This window comes from Neomoorella carbonis (assembly GCF_045278715.1).
Classification (GTDB): Bacteria; Bacillota; DSM-521; order Neomoorellales; family Neomoorellaceae; genus Neomoorella; species Neomoorella carbonis.
Map to the genome: position 1 here is coordinate 1814509 of NZ_CP136420.1, position 16897 is coordinate 1831405.

Annotated in this window: 19 protein-coding genes; 3 read left to right on the plus strand and 16 right to left on the minus strand. The window is 56.8% G+C overall.

Features of this window, described 5'->3' with window-relative positions:
- Positions 1–2: 2 nt before the first annotated feature.
- From MCACP_RS09400 to ruvC, 16 genes are all read right to left on the minus strand, one after another.
- Complete coding sequence (locus MCACP_RS09400) at positions 3–149, minus strand: hypothetical protein (protein ID WP_406676524.1); 147 nt, start codon at positions 147–149, stop codon at positions 3–5.
- Between the two features lie 36 nt (positions 150–185).
- Positions 186–1115 carry a cation diffusion facilitator family transporter gene (locus MCACP_RS09405; RefSeq protein WP_406676525.1) on the minus strand — a complete coding sequence of 310 codons (930 nt, stop codon included), beginning with the start codon at positions 1113–1115 and terminating at the stop codon, positions 186–188.
- Positions 1116–1240: 125 nt separating this feature from the next.
- On the minus strand, positions 1241–1765 hold the full coding sequence (locus tag MCACP_RS09410; RefSeq protein WP_406676526.1) for a hypothetical protein: 525 nt from the start codon (positions 1763–1765) through the stop codon (positions 1241–1243).
- Positions 1766–1891: 126 nt separating this feature from the next.
- Complete coding sequence (gene secF, locus MCACP_RS09415) at positions 1892–2824, minus strand: protein translocase subunit SecF (protein WP_406676527.1); 933 nt, start codon at positions 2822–2824, stop codon at positions 1892–1894.
- Positions 2824–4110, minus strand: a complete 1287-nt coding sequence (gene secD, locus MCACP_RS09420; protein WP_406676528.1) for a protein translocase subunit SecD — start codon at positions 4108–4110, stop codon at positions 2824–2826. The genes secF and secD overlap by 1 nt, the downstream gene beginning before the upstream one ends.
- Before the next feature lie 108 nt (positions 4111–4218).
- Entirely contained in the window at positions 4219–4884 is a 666-nt protein-coding gene (locus MCACP_RS09425; RefSeq protein WP_406676529.1) for an HD domain-containing protein, read from the minus strand.
- A 6-nt stretch (positions 4885–4890) separates the two neighbouring features.
- On the minus strand, positions 4891–5160 hold the full coding sequence (gene yajC / locus MCACP_RS09430; protein WP_141265087.1) for a preprotein translocase subunit YajC: 270 nt from the start codon (positions 5158–5160) through the stop codon (positions 4891–4893).
- Positions 5161–5240: 80 nt separating this feature from the next.
- Entirely contained in the window at positions 5241–6362 is a 1122-nt protein-coding gene (tgt, locus tag MCACP_RS09435) for a tRNA guanosine(34) transglycosylase Tgt (RefSeq protein WP_406676530.1), read from the minus strand.
- Positions 6363–6675: 313 nt separating this feature from the next.
- On the minus strand, positions 6676–7704 hold the full coding sequence (gene queA / locus MCACP_RS09440) for a tRNA preQ1(34) S-adenosylmethionine ribosyltransferase-isomerase QueA (protein WP_406678729.1): 1029 nt from the start codon (positions 7702–7704) through the stop codon (positions 6676–6678).
- 8 nt (positions 7705–7712) lie between these two features.
- Positions 7713–9119, minus strand: coding sequence for a SpoIID/LytB domain-containing protein (locus tag MCACP_RS09445; RefSeq protein WP_406676531.1), 1407 nt, complete (start codon positions 9117–9119; stop codon positions 7713–7715).
- A 164-nt stretch (positions 9120–9283) separates the two neighbouring features.
- Complete coding sequence (locus tag MCACP_RS09450; protein ID WP_406676532.1) at positions 9284–10393, minus strand: anti-sigma factor domain-containing protein; 1110 nt, start codon at positions 10391–10393, stop codon at positions 9284–9286.
- Entirely contained in the window at positions 10386–11120 is a 735-nt protein-coding gene (gene sigI, locus MCACP_RS09455; protein WP_406676533.1) for an RNA polymerase sigma factor SigI, read from the minus strand. The genes MCACP_RS09450 and sigI overlap by 8 nt, the downstream gene beginning before the upstream one ends.
- A 47-nt stretch (positions 11121–11167) precedes the next feature.
- The gene (locus MCACP_RS09460; protein WP_406676534.1) at positions 11168–11392 is read right to left on the minus strand and encodes a DUF2905 domain-containing protein; all 225 of its coding nucleotides are present in this window, start codon (positions 11390–11392) and stop codon (positions 11168–11170) included.
- Between the two features lie 20 nt (positions 11393–11412).
- A complete protein-coding gene (gene ruvB / locus MCACP_RS09465) occupies positions 11413–12423 on the minus strand; it encodes a Holliday junction branch migration DNA helicase RuvB (RefSeq protein ID WP_406676535.1) in 1011 nt (336 codons plus the stop codon).
- On the minus strand, positions 12420–13094 hold the full coding sequence (gene ruvA / locus MCACP_RS09470; protein ID WP_406676536.1) for a Holliday junction branch migration protein RuvA: 675 nt from the start codon (positions 13092–13094) through the stop codon (positions 12420–12422). Before ruvA ends, ruvB begins: the two co-directional genes overlap by 4 nt.
- The gene (ruvC, locus tag MCACP_RS09475; RefSeq protein ID WP_406676537.1) at positions 13037–13543 is read right to left on the minus strand and encodes a crossover junction endodeoxyribonuclease RuvC; all 507 of its coding nucleotides are present in this window, start codon (positions 13541–13543) and stop codon (positions 13037–13039) included. The genes ruvA and ruvC overlap by 58 nt, the downstream gene beginning before the upstream one ends.
- A 170-nt stretch (positions 13544–13713) precedes the next feature.
- Between ruvC and MCACP_RS09480 the strand changes: the two genes are divergently transcribed.
- Genes MCACP_RS09480 through MCACP_RS09490 form a run of 3 tightly spaced genes read left to right on the plus strand, consistent with a single transcriptional unit; the run spans position 13714 to position 16826 of the window.
- The gene (locus MCACP_RS09480; RefSeq protein ID WP_406676538.1) at positions 13714–14763 is read left to right on the plus strand and encodes a 2-hydroxyacyl-CoA dehydratase family protein; all 1050 of its coding nucleotides are present in this window, start codon (positions 13714–13716) and stop codon (positions 14761–14763) included.
- Entirely contained in the window at positions 14763–16028 is a 1266-nt protein-coding gene (locus MCACP_RS09485) for a 2-hydroxyacyl-CoA dehydratase subunit D (protein ID WP_406676539.1), read from the plus strand. Before MCACP_RS09480 ends, MCACP_RS09485 begins: the two co-directional genes overlap by 1 nt.
- Positions 16029–16058: 30 nt before the next feature.
- Positions 16059–16826, plus strand: a complete 768-nt coding sequence (locus tag MCACP_RS09490) for an acyl-CoA dehydratase activase (RefSeq protein ID WP_406676540.1) — start codon at positions 16059–16061, stop codon at positions 16824–16826.
- Positions 16827–16897 lie beyond the last annotated feature (71 nt).

Consider the following 16897-nt stretch of genomic DNA (forward strand, 5'->3'; position numbering starts at 1 on the left):
TGTCAAGCTTGCCTCGTCCTTTCCCGCCGGCCCGCCCCTGCTCCCGGTCCCGCTGCTGTTTGCTCGAGGTGGGCTATGTGCGCATTCTGGACAGCAAAGATAGCCACCGGCAGGGCAAAAAAAATGGACAGGAGGGAATAAATCTGCACCGCGGTCCACCCCCGAAAAATAGACACCGTTCGCCTCTAATCAATTCGCCTTTGAGGAACGTTTTCCTTCTCCGGGCAGGCGGCGCACACCGGGCAATCCGCCGTTGAAGTACAGGGTTCAGCATGAATTAAAACCTCGGTATAAGGCAGGGCCGCTTTTATCTCATCGCCAATATGCTCGCAGAGTTCATGGACGTAATCGATATGCTTGTAACGCGGCACCACCAGGTGCAGATCCACCTGGCGGTCCCGGCCGGCTTTGCGGGTGCGTAATTTATGGAATTCAACATACTCATGGGCGTGCCGGGCGATAATTTCTTTGATTATCTCTTCTTCTTCAGCCGGCAGGCTGACATCCATCAGGGGCAACATGGCCTCCCGGGTTAAATGGTAAGCCGCCCTGATGATCATGGCGGCCACCACCAGGGCTACCAGGGGGTCCAGCCAGTAGAAACCGGTAAAATAAAGGGCTACCAGGCCCAGCATGACGCCAGCGGAAGTATAAACATCGGTGCGCAGGTGCCAGGCATCGGCCTCCAGGGCGATGGACTCCGTATCCTTGGCCACCTGGAAAAGATAGCGGGAAACCAGGTAGTTGATGAGGCTGGCCCCGCCCATGACGGCAACGCCGCTCAGGGGTTCGTTAACGGCATGACCGCCGCTAATGAGCCTTTTTATGGCTTCATAGATAATCCATAGGGCCGCCAGGAAAATCAGCAGGGCTTCAATGGTACCCGCAATATTTTCAATTTTGCCATGACCGTAGCGGTGCTCGGCATCAGCCGGCTTGCTGGCTTCCCGGACGGAAAAATAGGCTATGGCTGCCGCCACCAGGTCCAGGCCGGAGTGGATGGCTTCCGACATGACGCTGACTGAATGCATCCAGTAACCGATCCCCAGTTTGCCCAGTACCAGGATAAAATTAGAAAATATGGATACCCTGGCAGCTCTGGTCCGTAAATCCATTCCTTAAGGCCCCCTGCACCCTTATAAAAGTAAAAAATTGGACTTCATGCGGGAGCGATGAAGTCCCTGGCACCAGGCCTTTAATTCATTGTACAACGCCGGTTGGCCTTCCGCAAGCTGCCGGTCTAAAAAAGTCCAAGCAGACGCCCGCCCAGCAGCACAGCCGGTAAAAATAAAGCGCCCACTCGTAAGCATGGTAAAAATAATCCCACGGCTAATTCAGATAATGAATGCCGGCGCGCGAAATAAGCAGCTCCCAGGCTGCCGGTGCCCCCTGCCAGGAGCAATCCCCACAGGGAGCCGAGAAAGATCCCAGCCAGGACCAGGGCCGCTAGACTCCCTGTTAGCAACTGTTTTCCTGCCAAGGCTGCTTCTTTATGCCCCCGGTACCAGTGCCGGGCAATTCCTTCGGCTGCCATGAGAGCAACGGCTCCCCCGACCGTAGCCAGGGCGACATAGGGAGCAGACATCCCCGGGACCAGGCCGGTGGCGCCCAAAATTACTCCTGCAGCCCAGAGGAGCAATAACCCCCGCCAGGGCCGGACCACTCCTGCTGCCAGGGCCAGGGTAAAAGTTAAACCGCCCAGGAAGGAAATAGCTAAACGGATATCCACGCTATAATTCACCTGCAGGTTTTTTACGTTTAGCATACCCCGGTTGAGATTAGCTATACTGCCCGGTACCAGGCTGGCTAACGGGAAGCTAGAAAAATAAAAGATAGCCTGCCGCCTTACCGGGCAGGCTATCTTCAGGTACGCCCGCTTATAACGCTAACTTTAATGGGAAGTAGCCTTGCGCGTCTTGGCTTTGGTATCGGCCCTGGTCACTGCCGCCTGCCGGTGGCGTTCCCGGCTAATATTGCGCAAATCGATCCATAGGGGACTGGCGACAAAGATGGTTGAATAGGCACCGCTGATCGTGCCGATGAGCATGGCCAGGGCAAAGTTCCTGGTGGTCTCGCCGCCCAGGAGCATCAACGCCAGCAAGGTGAAAATCACTGTCAAAGCGGTATATATCGATCGGGTTAAGCTCTGGTTGATACTGCGATTGACCAGTTCCTCGATAGTTTCCTTCCTGCGTAGCCGCAGGTTTTCCCGGATGCGATCAAAAATAACAATGGTGTCATTTATAGAATAACCGATAATGGTCAGGATGGCCGCCACAAAGGTACTGTCCACTTCCCAGCGGAAGATGGCAAAAAATCCTATGGTCACCAGGACGTCGTGAATCAGGGCCACGATGGCCGCTAAGCCCGATAAAAATTCAAAACGAATAGTAATGTAGATAATCATCAAGACCCAGGCTATGGCCATGGCTTCGATACCTTTAATAGTTAATTCCCGGCCAATGGTAGCGCCGACCTTTTCATTTCGTTTTAAGTCGAGTTGCCCCAACTTATCGCGCAGGGCACTGATTAGCTTTTCGGTTTGCTCTTCATTCAGTTCTGGCGTCCGGATCAGAAACTCATTGTTTCCCGCGGCCTGGATGGAGCTTTTGTCAAGGTTGAGACCGCCCAGAACATCCCGGACCTGACCGGCACTAACCGGTTGCTGGAACCGGACCTGAATGATGTTCCCGCCGGTAAAATCAATGCCAAAATTAAGTGCCGGGCGGTGCAGGGCCATGGCAATGATTCCCGGAATAATTACTAGCAGCGAAAGGGCATACCACCACTTGCGCCTGCCGACAAAATTAAAATTGAAGTTCATTAAATTTCACCCCTCGCTGCTGCCGGAATTTGCTCTTCTTTAACCCCGTAAAGCCATAGTTTGTGGAAGGCTGGTACGCCAATAACCAGGTGTAAAAGGAAACGCGTCAGGGTAATGGCCGTAAACATGCTGGCGGCAATGCCCAGGGACAGGGTAACGGCAAAACCGCGCACCGTACCGCTGCCCAGGTAGTAGAGGACCAGGGCCGCGAGCACCGTCGTGGCGTTGGAGTCAAAAATGGTGGTGAAGGCGCGCTTAAAGCCGGCATCAATAGCCGCGCGTAAAGTTTTGCCATTACGCAGTTCCTCTTTGAGGCGCTCGTAAATAATGACATTGGCGTCGACGGCCATACCCACCGACAGCAAGAGACCGGCTATGCCTGGCAGCGTCAGGGTAGCCTTTAAAGCCCACATGACGCCTAGGACGATTAAAGTGTAAACAAACAAGGAAAAATCTGCTATCAACCCCGGCAGGCGGTAAACTAAAAGCATAAACAGGGCAATTAAAAACACGCCGACAATGATAGCCGTCTTGCTCTTGGCCAGGGAATCAGCTCCCAATGTCGGGCCCACGGTCCGGCGTTCAATAATCTGCACCGGAACCGGCAGGGCGCCGCCCCGTAAGAGGGCCGCCAGGTTAGCCGCTTCCTCGAAGGATGCAAAGCCGCCCCTGATGACCGCCTCGCCGCTGGGGATGGCCTCATCAACATGGGGGTTAGTCAGCAGCTGGTCGTCAAGATAGATGGCTATATGCCGTTTCGGGTCACCTCTGCTGTAGCTGTTGACCAGCTCCTGGGTTTTTTCAGCAAACTTTTTTGTTCCCTCGTCATTAAATTTTAAGGTAATTTGTGGTTCTTGGCTTTGCTGGTCGATAACCGCCTTGGCGTCCTTCAAGTCCTTCCCGGTAACCACTACCTGGCCGTCGCTGGTTTTAAACTCCAGCATTGCTGTTTTACCGATCATTTTAATGGCTTCTTCCGGGTTGCTGACCCCGGCCAGCTGGATAATCAACCGGTCAGTTCCTTCCCGCTGGATCACCGGCTCAGCGATCCCCAGCTGGTCAACGCGGTCGCGCATGACCCTCTCCAGGGCGGCCATGTCTTCGCTGGTTACCGCGTGTTCCGGTGTGCTCTGAGCCTGGAGGAGGACATAAACACCGCCTTGCAGATCCAGTCCCAGTTTCATGGCCCGTATTAAAGGTTGAAATCCTCCAATACCCAGCGCCAAAATGGCGATCAAAACAATGGCGAGCTTAAAGAAGCCGCCTGCTCCTTTTCCCCCTGCCACAACTCTCCTGCCTCCCTTGACAAAATGCGACTAGAACAATTTATTATAACTCCAGCTGGAGTTACCCGTCAATTGCTGCCAATACCACTCCCACCAGTTTTTACAACTTTACAGTAACCGGGCCTCATTTGCCACCAGACCAAAATGGCAATCGAGGAAAGCGGCGGCCCGCCGGCACATCATCATCCGCGTCAAGAAGATCTCAAAATACTCCATGGGCGTACTGATTGAAAGGTCAATGGTCAGTTCCAAAGTAATGGTACGCCTGGAAGCATCTACCCGTAAAAAGGAATGCTCAACGGCGTAATTGACCCGGTCGTGGATATCAAAGGTGCTGATATCATTATTGCGCACCCGGGAACGGTGGACATCAGATTTATCCGCCAGGATGAGGGCTGCCCCTACGGTATTGACGGCCTGGCCGTATTCTTCTTCATGGTTACCGATGGCGCCCACAATGGTAGCTACCTCACCGGCAGGCATGCCCAGGCGGGTCAAAATGCGGTAAGCCAGCAGAGCCCCTGTCTGGCCGTGATCCTGCCGGCTTATGACATTACCGATATCATGCAGGTACCCGGCTATAGCCGCCAGTTCGGCCAACCTCCGGTCATAACCCAGGTGTTCGAGTACGTTATAGCCGATCTTGGCCACCAGGTTCAAATGGCGGTGGCTGTGTTCGGTAAATCCCATAGCTCCCAGGTGTTCATTACCTTTAACAATCAGCGCGTCTACTTCGGGATCCCTTTTAACATCTTCCAGGGTCACTGGATCCAATCTTTATTATTCCTCCTGTCCCGGGACATAGGCCACCCCGGCCTTGTCCACTTCAACCTCAACCCTATCGGCAATGCGGACCATCAAGGTTCTATCTTTGATTTTCGTTATCCGGCCATGCAGCCCGCCTGCCAGGACCACCCGGTCGTCCACCTTCAAGCTGTTCAGCATTTCCTGGCGCCGTTTTTGCTGCTTTTGCTGGGGCCGGATCATCAAGAAATACAGGATTGCAAAGAAGACCACCATGTAAAAAATGGTTCCCGCCCACTGTTGCATGAAACACCCTCCATCCTTGCTCAAATTTAGCCTGGACTTGCTTATCATTCGACGTACGCCTGGAAAATACCTGCCCTGTTCTAGATTTTTCCCGAATTATATTTGGCATAAAACTCGGTTGCCATTGCTTCCAGGTCATTGTTAGCAATGGCATGGCGAATACGGTGCATCAACTTCAGCAGGAAATATAAATTGTGAATGGTTGTCAGCCTGAGCCCCAGGATTTCATCGGCTTTAAGCAGGTGCCGGATGTAGGCCCGGGTATAGTGGCGGCAGGTATAGCAGTCGCATTCGGGGTCCAGGGGGCGAAAATCCCGGGCATAAGCGGCATTACGCACCACCAGCTTGCCGTAAGTGGTCATTACCGTGCCGTTGCGGGCGATGCGGGTGGGCAGGACGCAGTCAAACATATCCACCCCCCTTTTTACCCCTTCGATCAGGCAGTCCGGCGAACCTACGCCCATGAGATAGCGGGGCTTGTCTTCGGGGAGATATCCCTGCAGGTCCTCCAGGATGCTGTACATCAATTCCTTGGGTTCGCCGACGCTTAAGCCACCTATGCCGTAGCCGGGAAAATCCAGGGCCGTAATCTCACGAGCGCTGCGGCGGCGCAATTCGGGAATTACCCCGCCCTGAATTATACCAAACACCGCCTGGTCCTCCCGGCGGTGGACCTCCAGGCAAATTTCGGCCCAGCGGCTGGTGCGCTCTACTCCTGCTTCTACCTCTTCCCGGCTGGCCGGGTAGGCGACACACTCATCAAAAGCCATGGCAATATCGGAACCAAGGGCTTCCTGGACGGCCATAGATTCTGCCGGTCCCATAAAGTGGGTGGAGCCGTCCAGGTGGGAACGAAAGGTCACCCCGGCATCGCTGATTTCCCGCAAATCGGCCAGGCTAAAGACCTGGAAGCCGCCGCTGTCAGTGAGAATGGGTTTGTTCCAGTGCATGAATTTATGCAGGCCCCCGGCTTCCCGGATAATATCGGCGCCGGGGCGGAGGTAAAGGTGATAGGTATTGGCCAGGATAATTTCGGCCCCCACTCCGGCCACTTCTTCCGGTGTCATAGTTTTGACGGTGGCCTGGGTGCCGACAGGCATAAAGACCGGCGTTTCGACGGTGCCATGGGGCGTTTTTAGTTGCCCCAGCCGGGCGCCCGTGGCCCGGTCACGTTTGAGCACGGTAAAAGTTACGGGGGGCAAATGAGTATTTCCTCCTAAACTAATAATCCGAAAAAAGCTTTCGTAGGGCTGGCTTTAGTTTGGAGCGAGCGACTTGGTCTGAGCGGCAAAGCGGCCTTGGCAAAGCCGAAGAGCGAGGGCGGGGCCGAGGACAGGAGGTCCGAGGCCGGATTCTAAAGGCAAGGATGCCGAATAGGCCGGGAACCCCGCCCGAGCCGGAGGCTGAGCCTTAGGCCGCTCCGCGAGGACCAGGGAGCGAGCGAAAACAAAGCCAGCACAGATTTACATAGTTTGCCCTTCGGGGGCGGTCACTCCCAAACAATCGATACTCTTTCTACAAGATCAGCATCGCATCCCCAAAGCTGAAGAAACGGTAACCCTCCGCCACGGCAGTCCTGTAGGCGGCCAGGATTTTTTCCCGTCCGGCAAAGGCACTGACGAGCATGATGAGGGTCGATTTGGGCAGGTGGAAGTTGGTGATGAGGCAGTCAACGGCCTTGAAGCGGTAGCCGGGATAAATAAAGATATCTGTCCAGCCGCTTCCTGGCTGGATAAGGCCTCCTTCAGTAGCTACCGTCTCAAGGGTGCGGACTACCGTCGTTCCCACGGCCACTATCCGTCCTCCCCGGGCGCGGGCGGCATTAATGGCCGCCGCTGCTTCCGGGGTTACTTCGTAGTATTCGGCATGCATATGGTGTTCTTCAATGTTTTCTACCTTAACGGGACGGAAAGTGCCCAGGCCGACATGGAGAAGGAGGTAGACTATTTGTACCCCCTGCCCCCGCAGCTGCTCCAGGAGGCGGGGGGTAAAATGCAGGCCGGCCGTCGGCGCTGCCGCGGAGCCTTCCACCCGGGCATAAACCGTCTGGTAACGCCCGGGGTCCTGCGGCTTTGCTTTAATATACGGCGGCAGGGGCATCTCCCCCAGGCGGTCCAGGAGGGCTTCAAAGGGACCTTCCTGGTAAGAAAACTGCAGTACCCGCTCCCCGCCGCCGCTCGTAGCCGTGGCCCGCGCTTTCAGTTCCCCCTGGCCAAAGATTATCTCCGTACCGACCGGCACCCGCCGCCCCGGCCGCACCAGGGCCTCCCAGGTATCCCGGTCACGCCTAGTTAGTAAAAGAACTTCAATCCTGGCCCCGGTACCAGCCCGGCGGCCCCAGAGGCGGGCCGGTAGCACCCGGGTCTCATTTAAAACCAGGACATCCCCCTCATGGAGATAATCAGGCAGGTCATAGAAATGGCGGTGTTCCAGATAGTCCCCTTCCCGGTGCAGGACAAGGAGCCGCGAGGCATCCCGCGGCTCCACCGGTGTCTGGGCAATCAATTCCGGCGGCAGATCATAATCGAATTCTTCCAGGCGCAAAATACCTTTCACCTGCTGTAAGAAGCAATTTTTAAGCGGCCGTCAAAGCGGTCCTGGTTATAATAGTGTTCAATAATTTGCTGGTAACTATACCCTTTTTCCGCCATACCCATGGCGCCCCACTGGCTTAAACCCAAACCGTGGCCGTTGCCCCGGCCCTGGAAAACTACCTGCCGGAACATCTTTGGCACGCTGCGGGTACCGTCACGGCCGGCTACCGTATATTCACCGGCAGCGCCGTTGGGAGCGTTCATCACCCCGCCGGCCCCCAGGGCCACCAGCTCGGCACCGTAATTTACGGCCCGCTGCTCGCCGGAGCCACCCAGGATGTTAACAGTGGAATCCATTTGCACGGTAAACAAGGTGCTCTTCAGAATATCCCGCCCGAAGACGGCCCGGATGCCGTCCCGGAAGGCCGAGGCCGTTCCGGTGGTTGTCCGGATATCCATCCTGGTAACCCGGCCGGAGACCGTTTCCCCCTGGCCGTCCCTGCGCAGGCGGGAAAGAACCAGGTCAACCACATCCCCGGCTGCCCCCTGGCCCTGCCCCGCCAGCCAGGCATTAAACTTTTCCTGGACCTGTTGCCGTGTCAGGGTTACCGTCCAGGTGTAGCTGTTGGCCGGGTAGCCGCCCGGCGTCTGATTGGGATACCTTAAAGCCCACTCATCCTCCGGGGAAGGTACCCCGCGCAGGTAGGGCAGGGGATTGCTCCAGACATTCTCGCTGTCCTCGGTATAGCCGCCCGCATTGGCATGAAAGTAGGCCTCGATAACCTTGCCGTCATAGTAAATTACCTGCCCGCGGGTGGCATCGACGGCTTGAATGACTTTATCGCGGTAAGGGCCATAATTGACCTCGGCTTCATAACCACCATAGACCTGGGTCATAGTATCATCGGTGACATCATATAAGGCAGCCGGCTTCAGCCTCGTAACGGCATAGGAACGAGCAATCACCGCCTGGGCCTTGAGGGCCTCTATGCCGGCACTGGCCAGCATTTCCCTGCCCACCACGCCGTAGAGGTATTGTTCCAGATCCAGGACATTGATGGCCATCAGGCCATTGTCCCCTATGAGAATATGCAAGCTACCCCGGTAACGCTGCCCCTGGTAGCGGAAGAGATTTAAAGCCCCGGTGTCCTGCGCTTGAAGTTGGATGGGGCCAGGGATTGCAGCCGAAAAAGGCATGCCCTCCCGGAGTAACTGCCAGCCGGCCCCGGCTTTTTTAACCGTCCACTTTTCCCCTTCCTTTACCGGGCTGATTTCTTTGCCGCTGGAGCCATCAATTAACTTGTAACTGCCCTGGTCAACCTGGAAGTCAACCTGCTCCAGGTCGCCAGCGAGCAAAACCCTGATTATTGGTACGTCTCCTTTAGCGGCGGCACCTGCCGGTATCGTTACTAAAACCAGGAGCAAACACGCCAGGAGAGCGATCGTTACCCCTCGCCTGCAGGCTTTATTCCTCAAGTTTTCTCCTCTCCCCTTAGCATTATATTTTGGGATTGCCCATACAAAGAAGTCTCCGGCAGCGAAAATTTAAAGAAACGATAAGTAGGGTCAGTTTATCTGGTTTTCTGGTATCATGACCTCCTTTTGCTTTCCGGAACAACCTTAAGGCCTTTATTGCCGCCCGGGTGAAGATGGCCCGGGGCAGGCCTCTTCACCTGCTTGGCAGCCTTTAGTTTCCCCCGGGAGGCACTTCCACCGGTTTCCCGGGCCTTTTCTTTTACCTGCCCCGATCGCTCCTTGTTGCGGGCAGCACTATTTTCCTGCTTCTCGCCCCGCTCCCCGTCGTTGTCACGATGGTTACCAGAACTATTACTATCTGAAACTTGCTGCCCCAGGGCCTTCTTGAGGGTGGCGCCCAGCTGCTGCTCCTTCTGCAAAAGATCTTTATCCTGATGCAGCTTTTGGAGCAACTGCTCCCAGTTGCTGTCAAACCTCGCCAGCACCCTGGCCACGCTTTCTTTTTGCAGGTCGGCCGCCGTAACGGGCAGTCCCGCTTCCAGGGCTTCCAGGAGGATGCCGTATTTCCCTGCCGAAAGGCCGGCGGCTTCAGCATGCTGGCGGATTTCCGGCTGGACGGTGGCCGCCTCTACTACCGCCCGGACCCTGGCCTGTTGAAGGATATTTCGGGCCTGGCTGGTTAGCTTCTGGCCCAGTTCAGCGCTGGCCGCCAGTTTTTCCTGGTCACTACCGGCAGCAGGGCTCACTGTTACCACCATGGCTCCCTGGCGGTCGGGCAGGTAATAACCCTGACGCACGGCCTCCCTGGTCAGGATCTCGACGGCGGTAGCTGCTTTTTCTTCTTTAAGGGCCACGCCGGCCAGGAGCTTTTCCCCATCGTCATTTAAGCCCCGGGCACTGAGCACCCTTTCCCGCTCATCCACCGCCAGTTCAATGCTGGGGTTGATGTCGATATTAATATAATAGGCCGGTTCACCGGGGACAGGTGGCGCCATGACCCGGCGGGCCAGGGGTAGGGCCAGAATAAGCAACAGCATCACTGCCGCTACTGCCATCACAGCCTGCCGGGGGGGTCTCTTTTTTACCGGGGGCAACATCACCTCTTCCCCTACTTCTGGCACCGGTCCGGTCAGGTGGAGGGTACGCCACTCCCCCTCCGGAGTCAAAACAATGACCTTTTTTCCCTGCTTGGCCACCACCAGCCCCCGTTCAGGGTTAAGCATCCTGACCACTCCCTTTGCTCTGGCCTATGTAATTTGCCAGGTATTCATAATCGCCCATCAGCATGATTGCTGCGGCGATAATATATTTGCGGTGGCGCTCCAGGGTTTTGCGGCTGGTCTCCACGGACTTTTCCAGGGCTTTCAGGGGCAAGGCTTTGCGTTCCCGGAGGTACCGGCTGAAAAGGGGGTTGGCCGCCACTACCCGGGCGGCTGCCAGGGCCCGGTCACGGGCGTCCCGGTGCTGGGGGCTGGCCTTGACCAGGTCCTTGAAGGTTATGCCAAAGCTGGCCAGCTCTTCCCGGTAGCGCTCTATTTCCCGGCGCCGGTCGGCCAGTTCGTTGACCAGGTTTATCTCTTCCTCGCCCAGGGAATCGACGGCGGCTGCCGTTTCATTATCCAGAGCCTGTAAGGACACCACCCGCCGGTGGCGCCCCTCCCGGCGGAAATAATCAACTAAACGGCGGCGGATAATGGTCTCGGCGAGGGTTAAAAAGTTGGAACCCCCGCCCGGCCGGAAACTGTCTATAGCTTCGTTAAAGGCCATCAGGCCGACACTGGCCTCGTCATCTTCTCCCAGACGGATAAAATGACCCGTTGCCCGGGAAACGACGGCCAGGATAAAGGGGGTAAAGCGGCGGATTAATTCCTCCCTGGCCCCGGCATCCCCGTTCCTTGCCTTGAGCAGTAACTGGCTGGGGTCTGCTTCCGATGGCACTTTTAGCTTCACCTCGCATATTATTCGCAGGACCCTGTCGTTTTCCGGCTACCAGCCCCTTAACGGCGGAAGATTAAATTTAAGACGATGGTTAGGATGAGGCTTAAGAGAAGGGAGCTCAGCAGGGGAAAATAGAAGGTAAAGTTGCCCTTCTGGATATAAATGTCCCCCGGCAGGCGCCCGATGGAAAAGATTTTCCCCATCCCCAGGAGGATGAGACCCATCAGGGCAAGTAGCAGTCCCATCCCCAGCAGCATTTTGCCGAAAAAACTCCAGTCGCCCATGGTAGTTCCTCCAATTTAATTTAAAACAAACTGTCCATCCGGGATATCCCCAGGTGCTCGTAGGCCCTGGCTGTAGCCATGCGGCCCCGGGGAGTGCGCTGGATAAAACCGTGCTGGAGCAAAAATGGCTCATAGACATCCTCAATGGTATCCGGTTCTTCGCTGATAGCCGCCGCCAGGGTGTCCAGGCCCACCGGGCCACCGTTAAATTTCTTGATAAGGGTTAACAACAGGCGGCGGTCGGAATTGTCCAGGCCTAAGGAGTCAACTTGCAGGAGTTCTAAAGCTTCCCTGGCTACCTGCCGGGTAATTGTCCCCCCGGCCCGGACTTCAGCGTAATCCCGTACCCTTTTCAGCAGGCGGTTGGCCACCCGGGGTGTTCCCCGGGAACGGCAGGCAATCTCCCTGGCCCCTTCAGGCTCAATGCTTACCTGCAGGATGGCTGCCGCCCGGAGAATAATTTGCTCCAGTTCCTCTATCTGGTAAAACTCCAGGCGAGAATTAATGCCGAAGCGATCCCTTAAAGGCGAAGACAACAACCCGGCCCTGGTGGTAGCCCCAACCAGGGTAAAGGGAGGTAAATCAAGGCGGATAGAGCGGGCACCGGGGCCTTTGCCCAGAATAATATCCAGGGCAAAATCTTCCATGGCCGGGTACAGGATCTCCTCTACCTGGCGGGGTAGGCGGTGGATTTCATCTATAAAGAGAACGTCCCGGGGCTCCAAATTGGTTAGGATGGCCGCCAGATCCCCGGCTCGTTCCAGGGCCGGACCCGAGGTGACCCTTAAACTTACCCCCAGCTCGTTGGCAATTATCCCGGCCAGGGTGGTCTTCCCCAGGCCGGGAGGGCCGTAGAGCAGGACGTGGTCCAGGGCTTCCCCCCGCTCCCGGGCCGCCTGGATAAAGATGCTTAAGGTTTCCTTGACATGCTCCTGGCCGATATATTCCGCCAGGTGGCGCGGGCGCAGGCTCACTTCCAGTTCTTCGTCTTCCCGGTGCAGGTTCCCGGCCAGCAAGCGCTCTGCCGTCAAACAGCTCCACCTCCCCGGCCTATGGTTTTCAACACTCCCTGGATGATGGCCGCCGTACCGGCCTCCGGCCCCAGTTCCACCTTAACCCTGGCCAGAACCTGGCTTATCTCATCGCGGCTGTAGCCCAGGGCCAGGAGGGCGGCCAGGGCTTCATCATTAGCGCCGGCCCCGTTATCCCCGGACACCCCGGCTGTTACCACAGTCTCACCGGCGAGACCCGATTTTAAAACGGCATCTTTTAATTCCAGGAGCAGGCGTTTAGCCTTCTTGGCTCCGATGCCGGGGAGGGCGGTCAGGAAGGCGGTATCTTCAGCAACAATAGCCTGCGCCAGCTTTTCCGGAGATGCCGCCGCGAGGATTTGGAGTGCCCCGCGGGGACCAATGCCAGCCACCCCCAGTAAAAGGGTAAAGAACCTTAGCCCCTCGGGCCGGGTAAAACCGTAGAGCTCAAGGGCGTCTTCCCTGACTACCAGGTGGGTATAGACGGCAATCTCTGTTCCCGCAGGCGGCCAAACTTCCGCGGGCGGTGTACGGACAAACCAGCCAACGCCCCCGGTTTCCAGCAAAATCCCTTCCGGCATTACCTGGAGTAGCCGCCCGCGCAGGTAACCAATCACTGCGGCAACACCCCGGCTTCCCGCCGGCGCCAGGGAGCTATACTTGCGTGGCAAATGGCTACGGCCAGGGCATCGGCCACATCATCGGGTTCCGGCCGGCTTTTCAGGCCCAGCAGGGCCTGAACCATCCGCTGCACCTGCTCTTTGGGAGCCCGGCCATAACCGGTCACCGCCTGTTTGACTTCCAGGGGCGTGTACTCGGCAACGGGAAGGGCCGCATGAGCTGCCGCGAGCAACGCCACCCCCCGGGCCTGGCCTACCGCCATGGCCGTACGGCTGTTTTTATTAAAAAAGAGTTCTTCAATGGCCATAATATCCGGACGGTAATTTTTTATTATTTCCTGGAGGTGGTCGTAAATCAGGACCAAGCGCCGGCTTGCTTTTTCCCCTGCCGGCGTCCGGATACAGCCATAAGCAAAGGCCTGCAGTGGCCCGGCATTCCTCACCTCTATCAGGCCATAGCCAACTATGGCTGTACCAGGGTCGATTCCCAGGATCAACATCCTTTTACTCCTCCCTGGCAATTATTCGACGTTAAAGATAGTAGTTCCTTTTTTTGTACCATGCAAACTATTATTCCAGGCCAATTTTCTATATCTTGCCGGCTGGAAAGAGTTATAATATATCTGGATGCCGGCAAGACCTGGCAGGCTTGAATTGAGGGGAGCAAGAAATGAGCAACTTGATGGGCTGGCTGTGCCACTATACGCCGGTGGAAATTTTAACTGCTCTAGGGTACACACCTTACCGGCTGCTGGGAAGAAAAGGCAATAACCCGCGCGCCGCTACATATCTGCCGGGGAACCTCTGCCCTTATGTCCAGAGCTGCCTCGAGGCAGCCATCAAGCAGGAGTTGCCGCCCCTGGCCGGCGTCGTAATCGCCCGCTCCTGCAACGCCATGATCCACCTGGCTAACGTATGGCCCCGCTATGGTTTAAAGGGTAATACCCTCGTCCTCGATGTGCCCCGCCGCCTTGATGAGAACGCAGTTTTCTATTTCAGCCAGAATTTACGCCGGCTAGCGTCAGAGCTCGCTCACTCCGGGGCGCGGCAATTAGACGAAGAACGTTTATGGGCGGCCATAACCTGGTGGGAAGAACAAAGGGCAGCCTGGCGTGAGCTTTTAACCTGCCGGGCCGCGGGGCAAGACCCTCCGGCCGGGGAAGAAATCATGGACGGGCTGGCCAGGTGGCAAACGCCCCTTAACCCCGGGGAAGCAGAAAAATGGGAGACGGTTATTAACCGGTTAGCCAGGCAACCCTGTAGAAAAAACGCCGGGCGGCCGCGCTTGCTGCTTTCCGGGAGCATCCTCCCGCGAGAATTAATTGCCATGGTAGAAGAATGCGGCGGTTTATCTGTTTTCGAGGACAGCTGCAATGGCCGGCGCCTTTTATTAGCCCCCGCCACCGGGGCAGAGGGTGACCCTTACCTTTACCTGGCCAGGCTCTACCTGGGATCCCCCCCCTGTCCCAGGATGGTAAACGAGCGCGAGAAACGCTGCCAGTACTGGGCCGAAGCAGTAGACCGGTTCCGTATCCAGGGAGTCATTTACCATGCCATGAAGTTTTGCGATGCCGCCATGTACGACTTCCTGGCCCTGAAGAGCTTTTGCGAAAAGAGGGGGTTACCCCTCCTTCGCCTCGATGGGGATTTCAGCGGTGGTAACCGGGGCCAGTGGCAGACGCGGGTGGAAGCCTTTCTAGAAATGCTGGAGGTGCGGTAGTGGATATCTACCAGTTATTGCGCTCTTATCTGGAATCGACTTTGCGCCAGCGCGCCTTAAAATCTCCCTGGACATATAGACTGCTAAAGCAGGCCGCGGCAGCCCAAAAAAGACATTATCCCTGGCAGGCGGCCCACCGGCTGCTTCTCAATACCATCGACCAGGCAGCAGCAGCTTTTCTACAAAAAAGGCCGGTGATCTGGCACAATGTTTTCTTCCCCACCGAGGTCCTTTATGGTCTGGGAGCAGTTCCCTTTGCCCCGGAAGCAGCCGCTGTGGTGGCTACAGGTTTGGGGATAGCCGGGAGGGCCTTGCAGCGGGCTGAAGGTGATTGGGTAAGCAGCGAGGCCTGCTCCTTCCACCGCCTGGCCCATGGTTGCGACCGGGAAGGTTACTTCCCGCCGCCAGCAGCGGTAGTCTGCAGCTCTCACCTGTGCGACACCGCTCCCCAATCCCTGGCGGCTACGGCAGCTTACCACGGGGTGCCCTTTTACCTGTTAGACGTACCCCACCAGCAGGACGCCGCCGCCCTGGAATATGTCGCCCGCCAGCTCAAAAGTATAACCTTTTCCCTGGCAGAAACCTTAAACCTGGAGTGGGACGGGGACCGTTTTCAAGAGGCCCTTGTTAACTCCAACGCAGCCCGGGAACGCCTGCTGGCAATAAACCGCCTGCGCCAGCAGCGCCCGGCCTGCATCCGGGGGGAAGAAGCCCACAGCTTTATTTACCTCATACTGGCGGGTTTTGGCGCCTCAACCTCGGTGGAGGTTTACGGGGAACTATTAACGGAGCTGGCCCAGCGTTACCGGGACCAGCGCCGGGCCGTACCGGAAGAAAAGGCCCGTTTGGTATGGTTGCACCTGCGGCCCTATTACCCCAATGCCATTTTCCAGATTTTAGAACAGGAAGCCGGGGCAGTGGTGGTTTGCGAAGAAATGAATTATGTTTATTGGGAACCCCTGGACCCGGAAAGGCCCTTTTACAGCCTGGCGCGTAAAGTTTTAAGCCACCACGGCCTTGGCCCTATGACCAGGAGGATAGAAGCTATCCTGGCCATGGTCGACGCCTACCAGGCCGGTGGGGTCATCCATTTTGCCCACTGGGGTTGCCGCCAGAGCACAGCTGGTTTGCGCTTGTTGCAGGATGCTTTACGGGAAAGGGGCATACCTTTCCTCAACCTGGAGGGTGACTGCGTCGATCAAAGCAAATACGCTCCAGGCGCTGTCAGGACGCGCCTGGAAGGTTTTCTGGAAATGTTATTATAAAGAAATTAATTACTCCGGGAGGTTATACCCTTGGTCCTAACAGCGGGAGTGGATATCGGGTCCCTGACGACCAAAGCAGTTGTAGTCCGGGACGGCCGGGTGGTGGGCGCCGCCGTCCTGAAGAGCGGCGTTGACAGCGCTGAGATTGCCAGAAAGGCTTTACAGGAGGCCCTGGAACAAGCCGGGTTTAAGGAAGATTCCCTGGACGGCATTGTGGCCACGGGCTACGGCCGTATCCGGGTTCCCTTCGCCCAGCGCCGGGTTACAGAAATAACCTGCCACGCCAGGGGAATTTATCACCTCTGGCCGGACATACGCACGGTCATCGATATTGGCGGCCAGGATAGCAAAGTTATCCTCCTGGATGACGGCGGCAAAGTGCGGGATTTTGTCATGAATGAGAAATGTGCCGCCGGCACCGGCCGTTTCCTAGAAGTCATGGCCAGCGCCCTGGAGGTCCCGGTAAAGGATATGGGGACCCTCTCTCAACAGGCAAGCCAGGGTGCCAGCATTAGCAGCATGTGTACCGTCTTTGCCGAATCCGAAGTTGTTTCCCTGGTAGCCGAAGGCCGGCCGGTAGCAGAAATTATCAAGGGCCTGCATAATGCCATCGCCCAGCGGGTAGTGGCCATGGCCCAGCGGGCAGGCTGGGAAGAGCCGGTAGCCATGACGGGCGGGGTGGCCAAAAACCTGGGAGTTGTAAAAAGCCTGGAAGAATACCTTGGCACAAGCATCCGCATCCCCCCGGACCCGCAAATAATTGGAGCCCTGGGGGCAGCCCTGCTGGCGGCCGGGTAGCAAAATTCCTGGTGTTACCCCGCCCCTATACCGCCCATGAACCGCCCCCAACCATAATCGGGGCCAACCCA